Source organism: Actinomycetospora soli (assembly GCF_021026295.1).
GTDB lineage: Bacteria > Actinomycetota > Actinomycetes > Mycobacteriales > Pseudonocardiaceae > Actinomycetospora > Actinomycetospora soli.
This window is the reverse complement of the sequence record NZ_JAJNDA010000014.1, coordinates 15,346-33,816: the sequence shown is the minus strand read 5'-3', so window position 1 is coordinate 33,816 and position 18,471 is coordinate 15,346. Positions and strand designations below refer to the sequence as shown.

Here is an 18,471-nt window from a genome sequence, read left to right as displayed (position 1 = left end):
CGGCCCGGCGGGACCGCCGGGCCGGTCGAACGAGAGGTCGGGGGCCGCTACGCGAGCGCGCGCAGCTGGGCGAGGTTCAGCTCGTCCACCTGCGTGTCGGCGGCGGAGAAGTCGTGGCCCGCGGTGTTGGCGTTCGGGAAGGCGACCGTGGTGATGCCGGCGCCCTTGGCGGCGGCGACGCCGCCCACGTTGTCCTCGATGGCGACGACGTCGCCGGGCTCGAGGCCGGTCTCGCGCAGCGCCGTGCGGTACACCTCGGGGTCGGGCTTGACGTTCTGGACCCGGGAGGTGTCCTCGATGACGTCGAAGTCGGCGGACCGGATGTCGGGCTCGAGCGCGTCGAGCAGCGCGCGCACGTTGTCCCGGCTCGTCGTCGTGACGAGGCCCAGCTTCAGGCCGGACTCCTTGGCCCCGCGCACGACGTCGAGCACGCCGGGCCGCGGAGCGGTCTGCTCGGTCGCGAGCGACTCCTGGAAGATGCGCGACTTCGTCGCGTGCACCGCGTCGGCGTCGACCGACTGGCCGTGCTGGGCCGCGAAGTCCGCGACCCGCTGGGCCCCACCGTTGCTCTCGAGCATCGCGAGGTAGTCCTCGCGGCTCCACTCCCAGTCGAGATCGTGCTCCGCGAAGGCCCGGTTGAAGGCCTTGCGCTGCAGCTCGGAGGTGTCGACCACCGTCGAGATCGAGCCGAAGAAGATCGCAGAGGTCACGGGTCAGCCGCTCCTGTGATGGCGGGGAGACGGTCGTCTCCGCGTCGGGTGCGTGGGAGCCGACGCCGGTGGCCACCGGACGACGGACGAGGTTCCTCGGTGGAAGGGCTACCCCGGGAACTCCGGACCTAACGTCGAGAGGCCTCCGACACTCCGCGCAGCAGCGCCAGCCCCGCCACGAGGGCCAGCACGACGACGGGTGCCCACAGGTTGAGCGGGGCCGGGAGGAGCGCCGTGGCCACCGCGACGAGCAGCGCGCCGGCGAGCACCGCGGCCACCGCCGCGGGGGCGGGCGCGTCGCCGGGGCGGCGGGCGGTGCGGCGGTAGCCGGAGAGGATGGCCTCGAACTCCACCTGCTCCCGGCCGTCCAGGGGCCGCCCGCCGTCGTCGGTCACGGGACTCGGTTCGGGCGGGCGCCCACGAGCGGTTCGGCCTACAGGTGCGCCGGCATCCGCTTGACCACGTGGAAGAAGTTGCCCGGCATGAGCTCCGGCTCGCCCGCGGCGATGTGCGGGGCCCGGGTGAGCAGCTCGGTGAACAGGGCACGGAGCTGGAACCGGGCCAGCTGGTTGCCGAGGCAGTGGTGGATGCCGCCGCCGCCGAAGCTCACGTGCGGGTTCGGGTGCCGGGACAGGTCGAGCTCGTGCGGGCGCTCGATGCGGGTCTCGTCCCGGTTGGCCGAGCTGTAGAACATGACGACCTTGTCCCCCGCGGTGACCTGCTGTCCCCGGAACTCGAGGTCGCGGGCGGCGGTCCGCCGGAACGTCATGATCGGCGTCGCCCAGCGCACGATCTCCTCGACAGCGGGCGCGACCCGGTTCTCCAGGTCCTCGAGCAGCCACGCGCGCTGGTCCGGGTGGTCGGTGAGGGCCCGCAGCCCGTGGCTCGTCGACTGCCGCGTGGTGTCGGTGCCCGCGATGGTGAGGAGGCAGAAGAAGGCCGCGATGTCGGCGTCGGTCAGCTTCTCGCCGTCGACCTCGGCCTCCACGAGCGCGGTGATGAGGTCGTCCTGCGGCTCCTCCCGACGCTCGTTGGCGAGCCGGGTGCAGAGCTGGTGGGTGGTGACGATCGCCTGGAACATCCGGCCCAGGCGCTCCTCCTGGGTGGTCCCGACCAGCTCCGGGTCCTGCCACCCGACGAGCACCTTCATCTCGCGGTTGGCCTCCTGCCGGTCCCCGTCCGGCACGCCCATCATGTCGTTGATGTTGTGCATCGGGAGCAGTTCGGCGCACTCGGCGACGAACTCCGCGGTGCCGCCGCCGGCCTCGGCCCGCTCGAGGAGGTTGTCGACGACCGTGCGGGCGTTCGCCGCGATCCGGTCGTCGATCCGCCGCATCTGCTTCGGCGTGAAGGCTGCCGAGACCAGCCGGCGCATCTTCGTGTGCCGGGGCGGGTCCATCCCGATGATCGACTGCGCGGCCTCGACGAACTCGTGCGGCGCGCTCTCCATGAGGATGCCCGGCCCGGAGAGGAAGTCGTCCGGACGGCGGGTCACCTCGACCAGGTCGTCGTAGGTCGTCACCGCCCAGAACCCGAAGTCCTCCGGGTCGTCGAGCAGCGAGTCCTCCATGGGCGGGTGCCACGTGATGGTCCCGCGGGCCCGCAGCCGCGCGAACGTCCGCTCGCGCTCCTCGCCGGTGGCGGACCAGAACGCCTTCGAGGAGATGTCCTCGACGTCGTGGGGGCGGTCCGGGTTCCCGCTGGCGGTGCTGGTCGTGTGCTGGGTCATCGGTGACCTCCTGTGGCGGCGACGACCCGAACTATGGACACATCGGCTCGAAGTGTCAAACACAAGAGGGACGAGTGTCCAGGTAGGCTCCGTCCCGTGGCTCCTCGCGACACGGCTCGGCAACAGCTGCGCGACGCGGTGCTGGACGTCGCCGCCGAGGAGGTCATCGCCCACGGCTGGGACGGCCTGCAGGTCCGCACCGTGGCCACGCGGGCCGGGGTCAGCCGTCAGACCGTCTACAACGCCTTCGGCGACAAGCACGGCGTGGCCGAGGCGCTGGTCCACCGCCTGCTCGACCGGTTCCTCACCGGGATCGACGCCGCGATCGCCGCGCGGGACACGCTGCGGGACCAGTGGGAGGCGGCCGTGCTCCACACGCTCGAGACGGCGGCCTCCGACCCCCTGCTCACGGCGGTGCTCGTCGGCACGAGCAGCGACGAGTTCCTGCCGCTGCTGACGAGCGACGGCGCCCCGGTGATCATCCGGGCCCGCGACCGGCTCGTCGCGACCCTGGGCGGCCACCACCCCGACCTCGACCCGCGGGTCCTCACCCCGGTCGCGGAGACCGTCACCCGGCTCACGGTCAGCCACGTCGTGCTCCCGCTGCACCCGCCGCAGCGGGTCGCAGCCCACGTCGCGGAGCTCGCGACGGCGGCGAGCGCACTCGCCCACCGCTAGAGCCGGAACCGCACCTGCTCGCCCGGTCGCAGCTGCCCCGCCGCGTCGGTGTCGGCGTCGAGGACGACGGCGATCACGGGGTACCCGCCGGTGACCGGGTGGTCGGCGAGGAACACCGTGGGCCGGCCCGACGGCGGCACCTGCACGCTCCCCCGGATCACCCCCTCGCTCGGCAGCTCGACGCCCGCGAACCCCTCGGCCCGCGCCAGCTCCGGACCGTCGAGCCGGAACCCGACGCGGTTGAGGTCGTCGGTGACGGTCCACGGGCGGTGCAGCAGCAGGCCCGGGCCGGCGAACCAGTCCGCGCGGGGACCCAGGACCACCCGCAGCGTCCCGTCCGCCCGCGGTGGCGGCGCGAGGTCGACCGCCGGCACGGGGCGCGCGGGTGCCGGCCCGACCGGTAGCTCGTCGCCCTCGGTCACGACGGCGGGTCCGAGCCCGGCGACGACGTCGGTCGCCCGGCTCCCCAGCACCGGCTCCACGGCGATCCCGCCGCGCACGGCCAGGTAGCTGCGCAGGCCGGTCGGCGGGGTCCCGAGCCGCAGCTCCGCGCCCGCCGGCACGGCGACGGGTCGGTACGGGTCCGCCGCGCGGCCGCCGATCGTGAGCGGCGCGGGGGCGCCCGTTAGGGCGACCACACCCCCGATCGGCGTGCTCGACCGCTCTGTCGGGAACGCAGCGGCGAAGCCCCCGAGGGTGATCTCGAGGCCGGCGGCCGAGGCGTCGTTGCCGACGAGCCGGTTCGCGAGCGCGAGGGCGCGGCGGTCGGCGGCGCCGGAGACCCCGACGCCGAGGTCGGCGCGGCCGGGCCGCCCGCGGACGTCCTGCACGGTGGTCTGCGGGCCCGCGGCGAGGACGGTGATCATGCGCGCGAGAAACGGACGCGGGTGCCGGGGCGCAGCACGGCGGGCGGGTCGCGGTCGAGGTCCCACAGCACGTGGTCGGTGCGCCCGATCAGCTGCCACCCGCCCGGCGACTCCCGCGGGTAGACGCCGCTGAACTCGCCCGCGAGGCCGACCGCCCCGGCCGGGACGCGGGTGCGCGAGGACTCCCGGCGCGGCACGTGGAGCCGGTCGTCGGCCCCGACGAGGTAGCCGAACCCGGGGGTGAACCCGGCGAAGGCGACCGTCCAGGTCTGCCCGGTGTGCGCCTCGACCACCTCCTCGGGGGCCAGCCCGGTGTGCCGGGCGACCTCGTCGAGGTCCTCGCCGTCGTAGGTCACCGCGATCTCGACCGTGTCGCCGCCCCGCGTCGACGCCGGCTCCGGCGTCCGCGCCAGCACGTCGGCCGCCACGGCCGCCAGGTCGGTCGCGGCGCGGACGCGGACCAGCACCGTGCGCGCCGCCGGCACGAGGTCCACCGTTCCCGACGGCGGGTCCGCGGCCAGGTCCGCGTGCAGGGCGAGGACGTCGTCGAGCGAGTCGAGCTCGACGAGCAGGCCGGTGTCCCCGCAGGGTCGGGTGTGCATCACCCGAAGATGGTGGGCAGCTTGGCGAGCGACTGCACGCTCGCGACAAGGGTGAACACGAACGCGGCGAGCCCGATCAGGAGCAGCCAGACCGGCTGGCGCAGCCCGGCCAGCAGGTCACGGCGCCGCCAGCCGATCCAGAGCAGGATCGCGAGCCCGAACGGCAGGATCAGCCCGTTGAAGGCGCCGGCGAACACGAGCAGCGCCGAGGGGGTCTGCCCCAGCAGCAGGAACGCGACGGTGCAGACCGTGATGAAGGCCGAGATCGTCAGGTTGAACCGGCGGTCGACCACCCCGGAGAGCGTCCGCAGGAAGGTCGCCGAGGTGAACGAGGCGCCGATCGTGGACGTCATGCCCGCCGTCCAGAGCACGACCCCGAACAGCTGCAGCCCGACCGGGCCGAGGGCGAACTCGAAGGCGGAGCCCGCCGGGTCGGCGTCGGAGAGCCGGGCGCCCGCGGCGACGGCGCCGAGGATCCCGAGGAAGAGCAGGATGCGCAGCACGCCCGTGACGAGGATGCCGTTGACCGACCCACGGCTGATCGTGCCCAGGTGCTCCGGCCCGGTGGTGCCGGACTCGATGAGGCGGTGCGCGCCCGCGTAGGTGATGTAGCCGCCGACGGTGCCGCCGATCAGCGTGAGGATCGGCAGGAAGTCGAGCCCGACGGGGGCGACGGTGCGCAGGGCCGCCTCGCCGACGGGCGGCCCGGTGACCACCGCGACGACCGCGATCAGGCCGATCTTGAGGACGCCGAGCACGAGCACCGCCCGGTCGACCGTCCCCTCGAGCGCGCGGTAGTGGAAGATCAGGATCGCGAGGACGGCGCTGAGCACCGCGCCGAGCCGGAGGTCGAGCCCGGTGGCGTCGTACAACCCGAGGCCCGCCGCGCTGATGTTCCCGATGCCGAACACGAGCCCGCCGAGCACGACGAGGAACGCGAGCACGTGCCCGGAGTACGGGAGCACGCGGTTGGCCAGGTCCTGGGCGCGCATGCCGGAGAGCCCGATGATGCGCCAGACGTTGAGCTGGATGGCGATGTCGACCAGCACGCTCGCGACGATCGCGGCGGCGAACGACGCCCCGTACTGCGCCGTGAACGTGCCGGTCTGCGAGATGAAGCCGGGTCCGGCCGCCGACATCGCCATGAGGAACATGGCGCCCGCGACGGCGAGGCTGCGCTTCACGTCGACGGTCGGCCGCGCCTCGTCCTCGGCCATCCGGGCACGGTAGGAATCGCCGGACCGTCCGTCAACCCGTGCTGCGGGGTTCGACCCGCCGTGCTCGTCCGCGCGGAGCACACTGTCGACCATGACTCAGGCGGTCGACGGCGTCGCCACCCCGCGCGGACGCTCCACGGGCGCCGACCACCCCGCGACGCTCGGTCGGACCGGCGCGGCCGGACTGGCGCTGGGCGCGCTCGGCGTCGTCTTCGGCGACATCGGCACCAGCCCGCTCTACGCGATGCAGACGGTGTTCTCGATCGACGACGGCGCGGTCAGCCCCACGCCGGGCGACGTCTACGGCGTCATCTCGCTGATCTTCTGGTCCGTGCTGGTGATCGTGACGATCAAGTACGTCGTGTTCATGCTGCGCGCCGACAACGACGGCGAGGGCGGCGTCATGGCGCTGGCCGCGCTGGTCCGCAGCGCGCTGCGCGGGCGCGCGTCGACCTTCGCGATCGGTCTGGGCGTCCTCGGGGCGGCCCTGTTCTACGGCGACTCGCTGATCACGCCGGCGATCTCGGTGCTCTCCGCCGTCGAGGGCGTCGAGGTGGTCCGCCCCGAGCTCGCCGAGGCCGTCCTGCCGATCGGCGCGGTGATCCTCGCGCTGCTGTTCGTGGTGCAGCGCGGCGGCACCGAGCGGGTCGGGCGGTTGTTCGGCCCGGTGATGGCCGTGTGGTTCCTGGTGCTGGCGGTCCTCGGGCTGCCGCACGTCGTCGAGCACCCGGACGTGCTCCTCGGCCTGTCCCCCACCTACATCGTCGCCTTCATCGCCGACCACCCGTACACCGCGTTCATCGCGATGGGCGCCGTCGTCCTGTCCATCACCGGCGCCGAGGCCCTCTACGCCGACATGGGCCACTTCGGGCGCCGCCCGATCCGGATGGCCTGGTTCTGGGCCGTCTTCCCGGCCCTGATCATCAACTACCTGGGCCAGGGCGCCCTGGTCCTGCACGACCCGGCGGCCGTCTCCAGCCCCTTCTACCTGCTCGCCCCGGGCTGGGCGCGGATCCCGCTGATCGTGCTCGCCACCGCGGCCACCGTGATCGCCTCGCAGGCCGTCATCTCCGGCGCCTACTCGGTCTCGCTGCAGGCGATGCGGCTCGGCTACCTGCCCCGGCTCACGGTGCTGCACACCTCGACGCGCGAGAGCGGGCAGGTCTACGTGCCCGCGGTGAACTGGCTGCTCTTCGGCGGGGTGCTGATCCTCGTCGCCACCTTCCGGTCCTCGGCGAGCCTCGCCACCGCCTACGGGCTCGCGGTCACCGGCACCCTGCTCATCTCGACCACGCTGTTCCTGCTGCACGCCCGCACCACGTGGCGGTGGGCGTGGTGGCAGGTGATCGGCCTCGGGGTGCTCTTCGGGACGATCGAGCTGCTGTACTTCGGCGCGAACGTCGTCAAGATCGTGTCCGGGGGCTGGCTGCCCCTGCTGGTCGCGGCGGTCGTCGTCGTCACGATGACGACGTGGCAGAGCGGGCGCCGCGTGATCACGCAGCGCCGGACCTCCCTCGAGGGTCCGCTGCACGAGTTCCTCGACGAGCTGACGGACGTCCCCCGCGTGCCGGGCACGGCCGTCTTCCCGCACCCGACGAACGAGACGGCGCCGCTGGCCCTGCGCGCGAACGTGGAGTTCAACCACGTGCTGCACGAGCGGGTCGTGATCGTCTCGCTGGAGGCGGTCGACGTCCCGCACGTGCCCCGGGAGGGGCGGGTGACCGTCGACGACCTCCAGCACTCGCACGACGGCGTGGTGCACGTCCGCGCCCGCTTCGGCTTCCAGGACCGGCAGAACGTGCCCGACGTCCTGCGTCTGGCCTGCGGGCTCTCCCCCGAGCTCGAGGGGGCGGACCCGGAGACGGCGTACTACTACATCTCCCGCGTCATGATCGAGCGCGGCGACGCGCCCGGGATGCCCGCGTGGCGCAAGCGCCTGTTCGTCGGGCTCGCCCACAACGCCGCCTCCCCGGCCAGCTCGTTCAAGCTGCCGGTGGCCCGCACCGTCGTGATGGGCTCGACGATGGAGCTCTGACTCAGGTCCGGGAGAAGGCCCAGCCGGCCCAGCGGCCGGTGAGCACCACCATCGCGAGGAGCGCGAGGACCAGGCCGAACCCCGGACCGCCCCCGGGCACGGTGTTCTGCGACCACACTGCCCACACGCCGGTCACCGAGGTGACCGCGCACCCGGCCGCCGTGACGAAGACGAGGACCCAGCGCCGCGTCATCACCGACGCGACGGACAGACCGACACCGAAGACGAGCGCCAGGACGGAGAACAGCCGCGGGAGCGCGGTGACGCCCGGGTCGCCGGACACCACCTGCCACCCGGTCGCCCCGGACGCGGTCCAGCGCAGGATCGCAGCCACGAGCAGGACGAAGATCGCGATCGCGACGACGAGGACCTTCGGCCCGAAGTCGACCTCGCGGGAGATCGCCGGGCGGGCGGGCTCCGACCGCTCGGTCTCGGTGTCGTGGTCGAAGGGGTTCACGCGCGGCTCCCGACGGTGCATCCGGTCTCCACCGGCTGTTCCTGCGGCTTACCCACGCCCGGCAGGCCCAACCCGACGCGGGGCGTCGTCGGGCGGGTCCCCGCCTCGTGCGCGTCCCCGGCGCGGGTGCGGCGGTGGGCCAGGACGTCGCCGTCGGCGACGACGTGGTGCGGGGCGCCGTAGGTGGCCCGGACGGTGACGACGTCCCCGGGGCGGATCGGCCCCTCGACCCCGGTGGGGGTGAAGTGCACGAGCCGGCCGTCACGCGCCCGGCCGGACATCCGGCGGGTCGCCGCGTCCTTGCGCCCCTCGCCGGTGGCCACGAGCAGCTCCAGCTCGCGACCCACCTGCTCCCGGTTGCCCGCGAGCGACATCTCCTCCTGCAGCGCGACCAGCCGCTCGTAGCGCTCCTGGACGACGGCCTTCGGCACCTGGTCGGGCAGCGTCGCCGCCGGCGTCCCGGGCCGCGGCGAGTACTGGAAGGTGAACGCCTGGGCGAACCGGGACTCCTCGACGACCCGCAGGGTCTCGACGAAGTCCTCCTCGGTCTCGCCGGGGAAGCCGACGATGATGTCGGTGGTCAGGGCCGCGTCGGGCATCGCCGCGCGGACCTCGGAGACGATGTCGAGGTAGCGCCGCGCGCGGTAGGACCGGCGCATCGCACGCAGCACGCGGTCCGAGCCGGACTGCAGCGGCATGTGCAGCTGCGGGCAGACGTTCGGGGTCTCGGCCATCGCGGCGATGACGTCGGAGGTGAAGTCCCGCGGGTGCGGGCTGGTGAACCGGACCCGCTCGAGGCCCTCGACCTCGCCGCAGGCCCGCAGCAGGTCGGCGAACGCGGTCCGCCCGGTCGCCCGGTCGGCGAAGTCCACGCCGTAGGCGTTGACGTTCTGCCCGAGCAGGGTCACCTCGAGCACGCCCTCGGCGACCAGCGCCTCGACCTCGCCGAGGATCTCCCCCGGGCGCCGGTCGACCTCCTTGCCCCGCAGCGAGGGCACGATGCAGAACGTGCAGGTGTTGTTGCAGCCCACCGAGATCGACACCCAGCCCGAGTAGGCCGAGTCGCGCCGCGCGGGCAGGTGGGAGGGAAACGTCTCGAGCGCCTCGAGAATCTCCACCTGCGCCTCGCCGTTGTGCCGGGCGCGCTCGAGCAGCGCCGGCAGCGAGCCGACGTTGTGCGTGCCGAACACGACGTCGACCCAGGGGGCCTTCGCGGTGACGGTGGAGCGGTCCTTCTGGGCGAGGCAGCCGCCGACCGCGATCTGCTGGTCGGGGCGGGCCGCCTTCACCGGGGCGAGGCGTCCGAGCTGCCCGTAGAGCTTGTTGTCGGCGTTCTCGCGCACCGCGCAGGTGTTGAACACGACCAGGTCGGCGTCCTCGACGGCCTGCCCGTCGGGCGCCGGCTCCCAGCCCGCCTCGACGAGGACGCCCGCCAGGCGCTCGGAGTCGTGCACGTTCATCTGGCACCCGTGGGTGCGGATGGCGAAGGTCCTGGTCATCGTGCTCCAGGGTAGGCCCGCCGACTGGGAGGATGTCCCCGTGGTCGGTCGACGTGCGGTGCTCCTCGGCGCCGGGGCGTTGACCCTCGGGACCGCGGCGTGCGCCGGGGACGGCGCGGGCGCCCCGGTGGCCCTCGCGAGCGGCACCCCGGCCGGGGTCTACCACCGGCTCGGCGCCGCCCTCGTCGACGTGTGGCGCTCCGACCTCGGCGCCCGGACGACCCTGCTCGACAGCCAGGGCTCGGTCGACAACGTCGGGATGCTCGCGTCCGGGCTCGCCGACGTCGCGTTCTGCGCCCTCGACGTGGCCGCCGACGGGGCGGTCGACGGCGCGCGGCCCGACCGTCCGCTGCAGGCCCTCGCCCGGATGCACGACGACGCGATCCACGTCGTCGTCCCCGCGTCCTCCGACGTCCGGCGCCTCGCCGACCTGCGCGGCCGCCGTGTCTCGGTCGGTGCCCCCAACTCCGGGGTGCTGGTCATCGCCCCGCGCCTGCTCGCCACGGTCGGGCTGTTCCCGGAGACCGGGCTGACGGCGGTGCAGCTCGGGCTCGGCGAGTCGATCGCGGCGCTGCGCGCGGGCCGGATCGACGCGTTCTTCTGGTCCGGCGGGGTCCCGACGGCGGGTGTGGAGGACCTGGCGCGGTCGGTGCCGCTGCGGCTGCTGGACCTGACCGTCGAGGTCGACGCGCTGCGCCGTGCCTACCCGGTCTACGACGTCACGACGGTGCCCGCCCGCACCTACGGCATCGGGGACCCGGTGACGACGGTGGCCGTGCGCAACGTCCTGCTCGTCACCGCGGCGATGTCGGCGCCGACCGCGCGCGGGCTCACGCGCGTCCTGCTCGACCGGGTCGACGCCCTCGTCGCCGCCGACCCGGCGGGTCGCGCCGTCGACCCCCGCACCGCCATCGGGACACAACCGGTGGCCCTGCACGCCGGTGCCGCCGAGGCCTACCGGGCGCTCAAGCCGTACTGACCGGCGGCCACCGCAGGACCACCCGCAACCCGCCGTCGTCGGGCAGCTCCAGCGAGAGCGCGGCGCCCGCCCGCTCGGCGCCGCGGGCGGCGATGGCCAGGCCGAGCCCGGACCCGCCGTCGTGCCCGGACTTGCGCCAGAACCGCTCCGTGGCGCGCTCGAGCTCGTCGGGGTCCAGGCCCGGGCCGTGGTCGCGGACGGCGACCTCGACCGTGCCCTCCACGCGCGCCGTCGTCAGCTCCACGGCCGAACCGCGCGGCGCGTACTTGACGGCGTTGTCGAGCACGGCGTCCAGGACGGTGGTCACCGTGACGGGGTCGGAGTGCACGACGAGACCGCGGGCACCCGCGCGGCGGAGCTCGAGGCCCTCGAACTCGGCGAGCACCGACCACGTCCCGACGCGCTCGTCGAGGACCCGGTCGAGCCCGACCTCCACCGGCGGCGCGACCCGGCCCTCGGTGCGCGCGAGGGCGAGCAGGGCGTCGAGGACCGCGGTGAGCCGGTCGATCTCCTCGAGCGCGGCGCCCGGGCCCTCGCGGACCTCGGCCGGGACCGGCGCGTCGACCAGGTCCTCGGCATGCGTGGCCAGGCGCAGCCGCAGGGCGGTCAGCGGGTTGCGCAGCTGGTGCCCGGCGTCGGCGACGAAGGAGCGCTGCGCCTCGAGCGTGGCCGACACGGTCGCGGCCATCGCGTCGAAGTCGCGGGTGAGGCGACGCAGCTCGGGCGGCCCGTGGTCGCCGCCGATCGGCTCGGCCGGGCGACCGGCGCGGACCGCGGCGGCCACCCGGGCCGTCCCGGCGTCGAGCTCCTCGACCGGGGAGAGGATCCAGCGCACCAGCGGCAGCGCGGCGAGGGCCCCGACCGCGAGCGCCACCGCGCCGACCGCCGCGAGCACACCCCAGACGAGCAGCACCGCGCCGCGGACCGACCCGGTCGGCGAGATCGTCACCGCGGCGCCCCGGACCTCGCCGCCGACGAGGACCGGCTCGGCGAGCAGCATCGGGCGGGTGTCCCAGGGCCAGATCGTGGTGTGGGTCGGCGAGCGTCGACCGGCGAGCGCGAGGGCGATCCGCGCCTCGTCGTCGGCCTCCGCGATGCTCGCCGCCACCGACGGGCGGGAGGCGACGAGCACCTCGCCCTGCCGGTCGAGGACGGCGGCCGGGGCGTCGTAGAGCTCGTCGTAGCGGGCGAGCTCCGTGCCCAGCGCGGCGGTGTCGGAGTCGGTGACCGGTCGCTGGGCCAGCGCCGCGAACCGGGTGGTGTCGCCGAGGCGGTCGGTGAACATCTCCGCGGTCGACGCCGCGGCGGCCGCCATCGCGAGCGGGATCCCCAGCCCGAGCACCACCGCGACGACCAGCACGGACACGACGACGAGCAGGCGGGTGCGCATCAGCTCTCCCGCCCCATCAGCGCGCCAGGCGGTACCCGACGCCGCGGACGGTGGTCACGACGTCGGGGCGGCCGAGCTTCGTGCGCAGCGTGGCCACGTGGACGTCGAGGGTGCGGTTGGCGCCCGGCCAGGTGCGGCCCCAGACCTCGGCGACGATGCGGTCGCGGGTGCACACCGCGCCGTCGGCCCGGGCCAGCTGCGCGAGCACCGCGAACTCCTTGCGGCTCAGCGCCACGGGCTCACCGCCGTCGCGGACCTCCCGCCGGGCGAGGTCGACGACGAGCCCGGCACCCAGGTCGACGACGTCCGCGGACGGCTCGGGGCGACGCCGCCGCAGCACGGTGTGGATGCGGGCCAGCAGCTCGCCGGCGTCGTAGGGCTTGACCAGGTAGTCGTCCGCCCCGGAGTGCAGGCCGAGGATGCGGTCGTCGACCTCGCCGCGGGCGCTCACGACGATCACCGGGGTGTCGCCGGCCTCGCGGATGCGGCGGCAGACGTCGATGCCGTCGACGTCGGGCAGCCCGAGGTCGAGCAGGACCACGTCGGTGCCCGGGAGGTGGGCGACGACGTCCCGCCCCGTGGCGAGGCGGGTGACCTCGATCTGCTGGCGGGCGAGCGCCGTCCGCAGGGCGGCGGCGACGCGGTCGTCGTCCTCCACCAGCAGGATGCGCACCCGCGTCACCTCGTTTCGGCCGTGTCAAGACAACCCTAAGCCTTCCTCAAGACCCCTTCTCGCCCCGTCAATCCCCCGGCAAGGTTCCCCGCCGTCGGGTCGATGTGAGGAGGACCACTGATGACACCGATGGTGCGTCTCGCCGGGGTCAACAAGCACTTCGGCGACCTCCACGTGCTGCGGGACATCGATCTGGAGATCGCGGGCGGCGAGGTCGTCGTCGTGCTCGGGCCGTCCGGTTCCGGCAAGTCGACGCTGTGCCGGGCGATCAACCGCCTGGAGCCGATCGACGGCGGCGTCGTCGAGATCGACGGCAAGGAGCTGCCGGCGGAGGGCCGCGACCTCGCGGCACTGCGCAGCGACGTCGGCATGGTGTTCCAGCAGTTCAACCTGTTCGCCCACAAGACGATCCTGGAGAACGTCACCCTGGCGCCGATCAAGGTGCGCAAGGTGTCGAAGGGCGAGGCGGAGAACCGGGCGCGGACGCTGCTCGACCGCGTCGGCATCGGGAACCAGGCCTCGAAGTACCCCGCCCAGCTCTCCGGCGGTCAGCAGCAGCGCGTGGCGATCGCCCGCGCGCTCGCGATGGACCCCAAGGTCATGCTCTTCGACGAGCCGACCTCGGCACTGGACCCGGAGATGGTCGGCGAGGTGGTCGAGGTGATGTCCGACCTCGCCCGCGACGGCATGACGATGGTCGTGGTCACCCACGAGATGGGCTTCGCCCGCCGCGCGGCGCACCGCGTCGTGTTCATGGCCGACGGCGAGATCGTCGAGGACTCCACCCCCGACGCCTTCTTCCAGCGTCCCTCCTCGGAGCGGGCGCGCGACTTCCTCGGCAAGATCCTCACCCACTAAGGAGTGTTCATGAGGCGCGTCAGCGTCATCCTGGTGGCCCTCGCGGCCCTCGTGCTCGCCGGTTGTGGGCGCGAGGGGGGCCCGGGGCAGACCCCGAGCGAGCAGCTCACCTTCCCGGTCGCCCAGAACGTGCAGGTCCCGGGCTCGGCGACCTTCGCCAAGATCCAGCAGGCCGGCCGGGTCAAGATGGGCGTCAAGAACGACCAGCCCGGTCTCGGCGTGCAGGACCCGACCACCGGTCAGTACACCGGCTTCGACATCGAGATGGGCCGCATGATCGCCGCGGGCCTCGGGGTCCCCGCCGACCGCATCGACTACGTCGTCGTCCCGTCGGCCGCCCGGGAGGACGCGATCTCCCGCGGCGACGTCGACTACTACGTCGGCACCTACACGATCAACGACAACCGCAAGCAGCGCGTCGGCTTCGCCGGGCCGTACTACCAGGCCGGCCAGGACCTGCTCGTCCGCGCCGACGACACCTCCATCACCGGCCCGCAGACCCTGATGGGCAAGAAGGTCTGCTCGGTCACCGGCTCCACGCCGATCCAGCGGGTGCGGCAGCAGAACCTGACCCAGCCCGAGAACGTGGTCGAGTTCCAGACCTACTCGCAGTGCGTGAACCAGCTGATCGCCCGCCAGGTCGACGCCGTCACCACCGACGACGCCATCCTCAAGGGCTTCGCCGCGCAGGACCCGCAGCAGCTGAAGGTCGTCGGCCAGGTCTTCTCCCAGGAGCCCTACGGCATCGGCGTCCCCCGGGACGACGTGGCCTTCCGCAACAAGGTGAACGACCTGCTGCAGCAGGCCGAGACCGACGGGACGTGGCAGCGCATCTACGACGCCACCCTCGGCAAGTCGGGCACGCCGGCCACCCCGCCGGCCATCCAGCGGTACTGATCGCGTGCGGCAGGGCCCGGTGCGAGCCGGGCCCTGCCGTTCCCTGGGGAGACCTCGATGAACGTCCTGCTCGACAACCTCGGTGAGTTCGGCAGCCGCTTCCTCGGCACCGTCGAACTGTTCGTGCTGTCCGCGGTCGCGTCGCTGGTGCTCGGCACCGTCCTCGCCGCGATGCGGGTGAGCCCCGTCCCCGCCATGCGGGTCGCGGGCACCGCCTACGTGACCCTGCTGCGGAACACGCCGCTGACGCTCGTGTTCTTCTTCTTCGCGTTCGGCTTCCCGTTGCTCGAGATCGCCGACCTCAGCTTCTTCACGCTGGCCGTCGTCTCGCTGTCGCTCTACACCGCGGCGTTCGTCTGCGAGACGGTGCGCGCCGGCATCACGACGGTGCCGCCCGGCCAGGCCGAGGCGGCCCGGGCCCTGGGGCTCGGCTTCGGCCAGTCCCTGTCGCTGATCATCCTGCCGCAGGCGATCCGTGCGGTGGTGCCGCCGCTGACGAGCGTGCAGATCGCGCTGCTCAAGAACACCACGGTGGCCGCGGGCTTCTCGGTCGTCGAGGCGGGCGGCATCTACCAGGTGCTCTCCGAGCGCGGCTACTCCACGCTGGTCGGCCTGCTGTGGGTCGCCCTCGGCTTCGTCATCCTGATCACCCCTCTGACGTTGCTGCAGCGCTCCCTGGAACGCCGCTGGTCGGCCTCCTCGGGCGGTGCGGTCAAGGCAGGTGCCCGATGAGCGCTCCCACCGCCGTCCTGTTCGACGTCCCCGGTCCGAAGGCCCGGGCCCGCAACGGCGTGCTCGGGGTCGTCGCGGTGATCGTGGTCGCCGCCCTGCTCGCCTACGTGATCGTCCGACTGGTCGCCACCGGCCAGTTCGAGGGTCGCGTCTGGGAGTGGATCCTCTACGAGAACATCCAGCTCGCCCTCCTCGAAGGGCTGGTCAACACGCTGCGGGCCTTCGCGGCCGGCGCCGTGCTGGCGCTGGTGTTCGGGGCGGTGTTCGCCCTCGGGCGGCTCTCCGACCACGCCTGGCTGCGGGCGGTCTCCACGGGGATCGTCGAGTTCTTCCGGGCCGTGCCGCTGGTCGTGCTGATGTTCATCTTCTACTTCGGCATGCCCTCGGTCGGCGTCACCGTCTCGACCTTCACCGCGGTCGTCGTCGGGCTGACCCTCTACAACGGGTCCGTGCTCGCGGAGATCTTCCGGTCCGGGGTGCAGGCGGTGCCGCGCGGGCAGTCGGAGGCGGCGTACGCGCTGGGGATGCGCAAGTCCGCCGTCATGCGGTTCGTCCTGCTGCCGCAGGCGGTGCGCTCCATGCTGCCGACGATCGTCAGCCAGCTCGTGGTGCTGCTGAAGGACTCCGCGCTCGGGTTCCTCATCCTCTACCCCGAGCTGCTCTACCAGGCCCGCGTGCTCGGCTCGTCCGGGCAGCTCGGCCGGCCGCTGCTGCCGGTGGCGTTCGTGGTGGCGATCGTCTACATCACGCTGTGCCTGCTGCTCACGCTGCTGGCCAATCGGCTCGAGGCCCGCACGCGGCGCACCTCCCCCGCACCGGCCCCCGTCGTCGACGGCGCCGTGTAGGGCTCACCGGGCGAGAGCCAGGACCTCGTCGAACCCGTCGGCGAGGTCCTGCTCGAAGCCCGCGAGGTCGGTGATCGCCGCCGCGTCGAGGTTTGCCGCGACGCAGCAGACGTCCCCGTGGGTGATCATGGCGATCATCGCCGCGCAGCCGGGCAGCGGCGCGAAGGGGTAGCTGCGCACGATCCGCGCACCCGCGAGGTACACGTCGCCCTGCAGGCCGGGGATGCTGCTGGCCTGCAGGTCGTTCGCGCCGGTGGTGCTGCCGCCGAAGCGGGCCACCAGCGCGCCGGGCAGCCGGACCAGCAGCGGGGCGACGAGCTCGACGCTCTCCAGCGCCGGCTCCGCCCGGGCCGTCGCGACCCGGTGGTGCACGTCGGCGATCCGCGCGGCCGGGTCGACGAGCCCGACCGGCGCCGAGAGCCGGGCCGGGGCGAAGTGGTTGCCGCCCGCCTCGTGCTCCTCGCGGCGCACCGACACCGGCATGGTCACCGGCATCAGCCGGTCGGACGGCAGCGGCTCGCCGCACCGGGCGGAGTAGCGGCGGAAGGCCGCGAGCAGCGCCGCCACGAAGGCGCTGTTCACCGAGCCGCCCCCCGCGCGGCCCGCGGCCCGCAGCTCCGCGAACGGCACGTCGCGCGCGCGGAAGCGCCACGACGGGCTGCGCCGCGCCAGCACCGGCAGCGGCGGGGCCGTGGGCGGGGACAGCACCCGGACCGCGGAGGCGACGTAGCCCGCGGCGTCCCGCAGGGCCCGGTCGGGTCGCACGAGTGCGGACGCGCCCCCGAGAAGACCGCGCGCGACCCCGGTGACCAGGCCGAGGTCCGTGCGCGCCTGCCGGACCAGCGCCTCGACCGGGCCGGTCGGGGTCGGTTCGGGTGCGGGCGGCTGGGGCTTGTCGGGGGTCGGCTCGCGGGTCCGGGAGTGCAGCCCGGCGAGCAGCTGCGCGAGGCCCATCCCGTCGGAGAGGACGTGGCTGAGCTTGAACAGCAGCGCCGCGCCGCCGTCGGGCAGCCCGCCGACGATCGTCGCCTCCCACAGGGGACGCGACGGGTCGAGCGGGGTCATCGCGACCTGCTCGGCCGCCCGGAACAGGTCGGCGCCTGATGCGCCGTCGTGCAGCCGCAGCCGGCGCAGGTGGTAGTGCAGGTCGAAGTCCGGGTCCAGCGACCAGAACGGGGTCCCGGCCCCGAGGAACGGCGCCACGATCCGTTCCCGGAGCCGGGGCACCACCCGCGAGGCCCAGTCGGTGGCCGCGACCATCCGGTCCCAGTCCGGCTCCCGGTCGAGCGTCTCGACGATGACCACCGTCGAGCGCATCCTCGGGTCCGCCTCGACCCGCCACATCAGCGCCTCGAAGCCGGTCAGCTCCGACGACCGGGACCACAGCAGGCGCCCGTCCGGGCCGTGCCGGGGCGCGGGATCGCCGGTCACGCGCCCCTCCCGGTCCTCAGCCGCCGACCGGGCCGATCGAGTCGGCCGGCAGCGGCGAGCCGTTGTCCGGGCCCGCGTCGTCGAGCGAGCGCCGCCCGGTGGCGTGCTTCGCCTCCAGGTCCTCGCGCTTGAAGATCTTCCGCCCGAGCCACACCAGCGGGTCGTACTTCGTGTCGACCACGCGTTCCTTCATCGGGATGAGCGCGTTGTCGGTGATCTTGATGTGCTCGGGGCAGACCTCGGTGCAGCACTTGGTGATGTTGCAGTAGCCGAGGCCGTGGTCGTCCTGCGCGGCGTCCTTGCGGTCGCGGACGTCGAGCGGGTGCATGTCGAGCTCGGAGACCCGCATCAGGTAGCGCGGGCCGGCGAACTCCTCCTTGTTCTCCTCGTGGTCGCGCACCGCGTGGCAGGTGTTCTGGCACAGGTAGCACTCGATGCACTTGCGGAACTCCTGCGGCCGCTCCACGTCGACCTGGCTCATCCGGTACTCGCCCGGCGCCAGGTCCTCCGGCGGCGCGAACGAGGGGATCTCGCGGGCCTTGACGTAGTTGAAGTCGACGTCGGTGACGAGGTCCCGGATCACCGGGAAGGTCCGCAGCGGCGTGATCGTCACCGTCTCCTGCTCGTCGAACGTCGACATGCGCGTCATGCACATCAGCCGCGGGCGGCCGTTGATCTCCGCCGAGCAGCTGCCGCACTTGCCGGCCTTGCAGTTCCAGCGCACCGCGAGGTCACCGGCCTGGGTGGCCTGCAGCCGGTGCACGATGTCGAGGACGACCTCGCCCTCGTTGACGTCGACCTCGAACGGCTGCAGCGCGCCCTCGCCGGAGGCGTCGCCGCGCCAGACCTCGAACTTCGCCCGGTAGCCCATGG

General features: G+C 73.5%; 19 protein-coding genes. 7 read left to right on the top strand and 12 right to left on the bottom strand.

Going from position 1 to position 18,471, the window contains the following annotated elements; genetic code table 11:
* Positions 1–47: 47 nt before the first annotated feature.
* The 3 genes from LN037_RS21605 to LN037_RS21595 form a co-directional block, all read right to left on the bottom strand.
* The gene (locus LN037_RS21605; protein ID WP_230756678.1) at positions 48–710 is read right to left on the bottom strand and encodes an HAD family hydrolase; all 663 of its coding nucleotides are present in this window, start codon (positions 708–710) and stop codon (positions 48–50) included.
* A 128-nt stretch (positions 711–838) separates the two neighbouring features.
* Positions 839–1,105: a hypothetical protein gene (locus LN037_RS21600; RefSeq protein WP_230756675.1), complete on the bottom strand. Its 267-nt coding sequence runs from the start codon at positions 1,103–1,105 to the stop codon at positions 839–841.
* Between the two features lie 38 nt (positions 1,106–1,143).
* The gene (locus tag LN037_RS21595) at positions 1,144–2,439 is read right to left on the bottom strand and encodes a cytochrome P450 (RefSeq protein ID WP_230756672.1); all 1,296 of its coding nucleotides are present in this window, start codon (positions 2,437–2,439) and stop codon (positions 1,144–1,146) included.
* Positions 2,440–2,535: 96 nt separating this feature from the next.
* Between LN037_RS21595 and LN037_RS21590 the strand changes: the two genes are divergently transcribed.
* Entirely contained in the window at positions 2,536–3,117 is a 582-nt protein-coding gene (locus tag LN037_RS21590; protein WP_230756669.1) for a TetR/AcrR family transcriptional regulator, read from the top strand.
* Here the strand turns inward: LN037_RS21590 and LN037_RS21585 are convergent.
* Genes LN037_RS21585 through LN037_RS21575 form a run of 3 tightly spaced genes read right to left on the bottom strand, consistent with a single transcriptional unit; the run spans position 3,114 to position 5,802 of the window.
* The gene (locus tag LN037_RS21585; protein WP_230756666.1) at positions 3,114–3,983 is read right to left on the bottom strand and encodes a 5-oxoprolinase subunit C family protein; all 870 of its coding nucleotides are present in this window, start codon (positions 3,981–3,983) and stop codon (positions 3,114–3,116) included. The two genes, LN037_RS21590 and LN037_RS21585, sit on opposite strands and share 4 nt — an antisense overlap.
* The gene (locus LN037_RS21580) at positions 3,980–4,585 is read right to left on the bottom strand and encodes a 5-oxoprolinase subunit B family protein (protein ID WP_230756661.1); all 606 of its coding nucleotides are present in this window, start codon (positions 4,583–4,585) and stop codon (positions 3,980–3,982) included. The genes LN037_RS21585 and LN037_RS21580 overlap by 4 nt, the downstream gene beginning before the upstream one ends.
* Complete coding sequence (locus LN037_RS21575; RefSeq protein WP_230756659.1) at positions 4,585–5,802, bottom strand: NRAMP family divalent metal transporter; 1,218 nt, start codon at positions 5,800–5,802, stop codon at positions 4,585–4,587. Before LN037_RS21575 ends, LN037_RS21580 begins: the two co-directional genes overlap by 1 nt.
* 91 nt (positions 5,803–5,893) lie before the next feature.
* Here LN037_RS21575 and LN037_RS21570 point away from each other — a divergent pair, with 91 nt between their 5' ends.
* A complete protein-coding gene (locus tag LN037_RS21570) occupies positions 5,894–7,837 on the top strand; it encodes a potassium transporter Kup (RefSeq protein WP_230756656.1) in 1,944 nt (647 codons plus the stop codon).
* A gap of 1 nt (position 7,838) precedes the next feature.
* Here the strand turns inward: LN037_RS21570 and LN037_RS21565 are convergent, their stop codons facing one another.
* Complete coding sequence (locus LN037_RS21565; protein ID WP_230756653.1) at positions 7,839–8,294, bottom strand: Rv2732c family membrane protein; 456 nt, start codon at positions 8,292–8,294, stop codon at positions 7,839–7,841.
* Entirely contained in the window at positions 8,291–9,793 is a 1,503-nt protein-coding gene (gene miaB, locus LN037_RS21560) for a tRNA (N6-isopentenyl adenosine(37)-C2)-methylthiotransferase MiaB (RefSeq protein WP_230756650.1), read from the bottom strand. The genes LN037_RS21565 and miaB overlap by 4 nt, the downstream gene beginning before the upstream one ends.
* Before the next feature lie 40 nt (positions 9,794–9,833).
* Here miaB and LN037_RS21555 point away from each other — a divergent pair, with 40 nt between their 5' ends.
* On the top strand, positions 9,834–10,772 hold the full coding sequence (locus tag LN037_RS21555) for a TAXI family TRAP transporter solute-binding subunit (protein WP_230756648.1): 939 nt from the start codon (positions 9,834–9,836) through the stop codon (positions 10,770–10,772).
* Here LN037_RS21555 and LN037_RS21550 read toward each other — a convergent pair.
* A complete protein-coding gene (locus LN037_RS21550; RefSeq protein ID WP_230756645.1) occupies positions 10,759–12,162 on the bottom strand; it encodes a sensor histidine kinase in 1,404 nt (467 codons plus the stop codon). The two genes, LN037_RS21555 and LN037_RS21550, sit on opposite strands and share 14 nt — an antisense overlap.
* Before the next feature lie 16 nt (positions 12,163–12,178).
* Positions 12,179–12,835 (bottom strand): response regulator transcription factor, encoded by a 657-nt coding sequence (locus tag LN037_RS21545; RefSeq protein ID WP_230756643.1) that lies wholly within the window; start codon positions 12,833–12,835, stop codon positions 12,179–12,181.
* A gap of 129 nt (positions 12,836–12,964) precedes the next feature.
* Between LN037_RS21545 and LN037_RS21540 the strand changes: the two genes are divergently transcribed.
* From LN037_RS21540 to LN037_RS21525, 4 genes are read left to right on the top strand one after another with little or no spacing between them, the layout of a single operon-like run.
* Positions 12,965–13,693 carry an amino acid ABC transporter ATP-binding protein gene (locus tag LN037_RS21540; protein WP_230757025.1) on the top strand — a complete coding sequence of 243 codons (729 nt, stop codon included), beginning with the start codon at positions 12,965–12,967 and terminating at the stop codon, positions 13,691–13,693.
* 9 nt (positions 13,694–13,702) lie between these two features.
* Positions 13,703–14,590 (top strand): glutamate ABC transporter substrate-binding protein, encoded by an 888-nt coding sequence (locus LN037_RS21535; protein ID WP_255694666.1) that lies wholly within the window; start codon positions 13,703–13,705, stop codon positions 14,588–14,590.
* 57 nt (positions 14,591–14,647) lie between these two features.
* Complete coding sequence (locus tag LN037_RS21530; RefSeq protein ID WP_230756637.1) at positions 14,648–15,322, top strand: amino acid ABC transporter permease; 675 nt, start codon at positions 14,648–14,650, stop codon at positions 15,320–15,322.
* Entirely contained in the window at positions 15,319–16,167 is an 849-nt protein-coding gene (locus LN037_RS21525) for an amino acid ABC transporter permease (RefSeq protein WP_230756635.1), read from the top strand. The genes LN037_RS21530 and LN037_RS21525 overlap by 4 nt, the downstream gene beginning before the upstream one ends.
* A gap of 3 nt (positions 16,168–16,170) precedes the next feature.
* Here the strand turns inward: LN037_RS21525 and LN037_RS21520 are convergent, their stop codons facing one another.
* Positions 16,171–17,598, bottom strand: a complete 1,428-nt coding sequence (locus tag LN037_RS21520; RefSeq protein WP_230756619.1) for a wax ester/triacylglycerol synthase domain-containing protein — start codon at positions 17,596–17,598, stop codon at positions 16,171–16,173.
* Positions 17,599–17,614: 16 nt separating this feature from the next.
* The gene (locus tag LN037_RS21515) at positions 17,615–18,469 is read right to left on the bottom strand and encodes a succinate dehydrogenase/fumarate reductase iron-sulfur subunit (protein WP_230756615.1); all 855 of its coding nucleotides are present in this window, start codon (positions 18,467–18,469) and stop codon (positions 17,615–17,617) included.
* Positions 18,470–18,471: the final 2 nt, after the last annotated feature.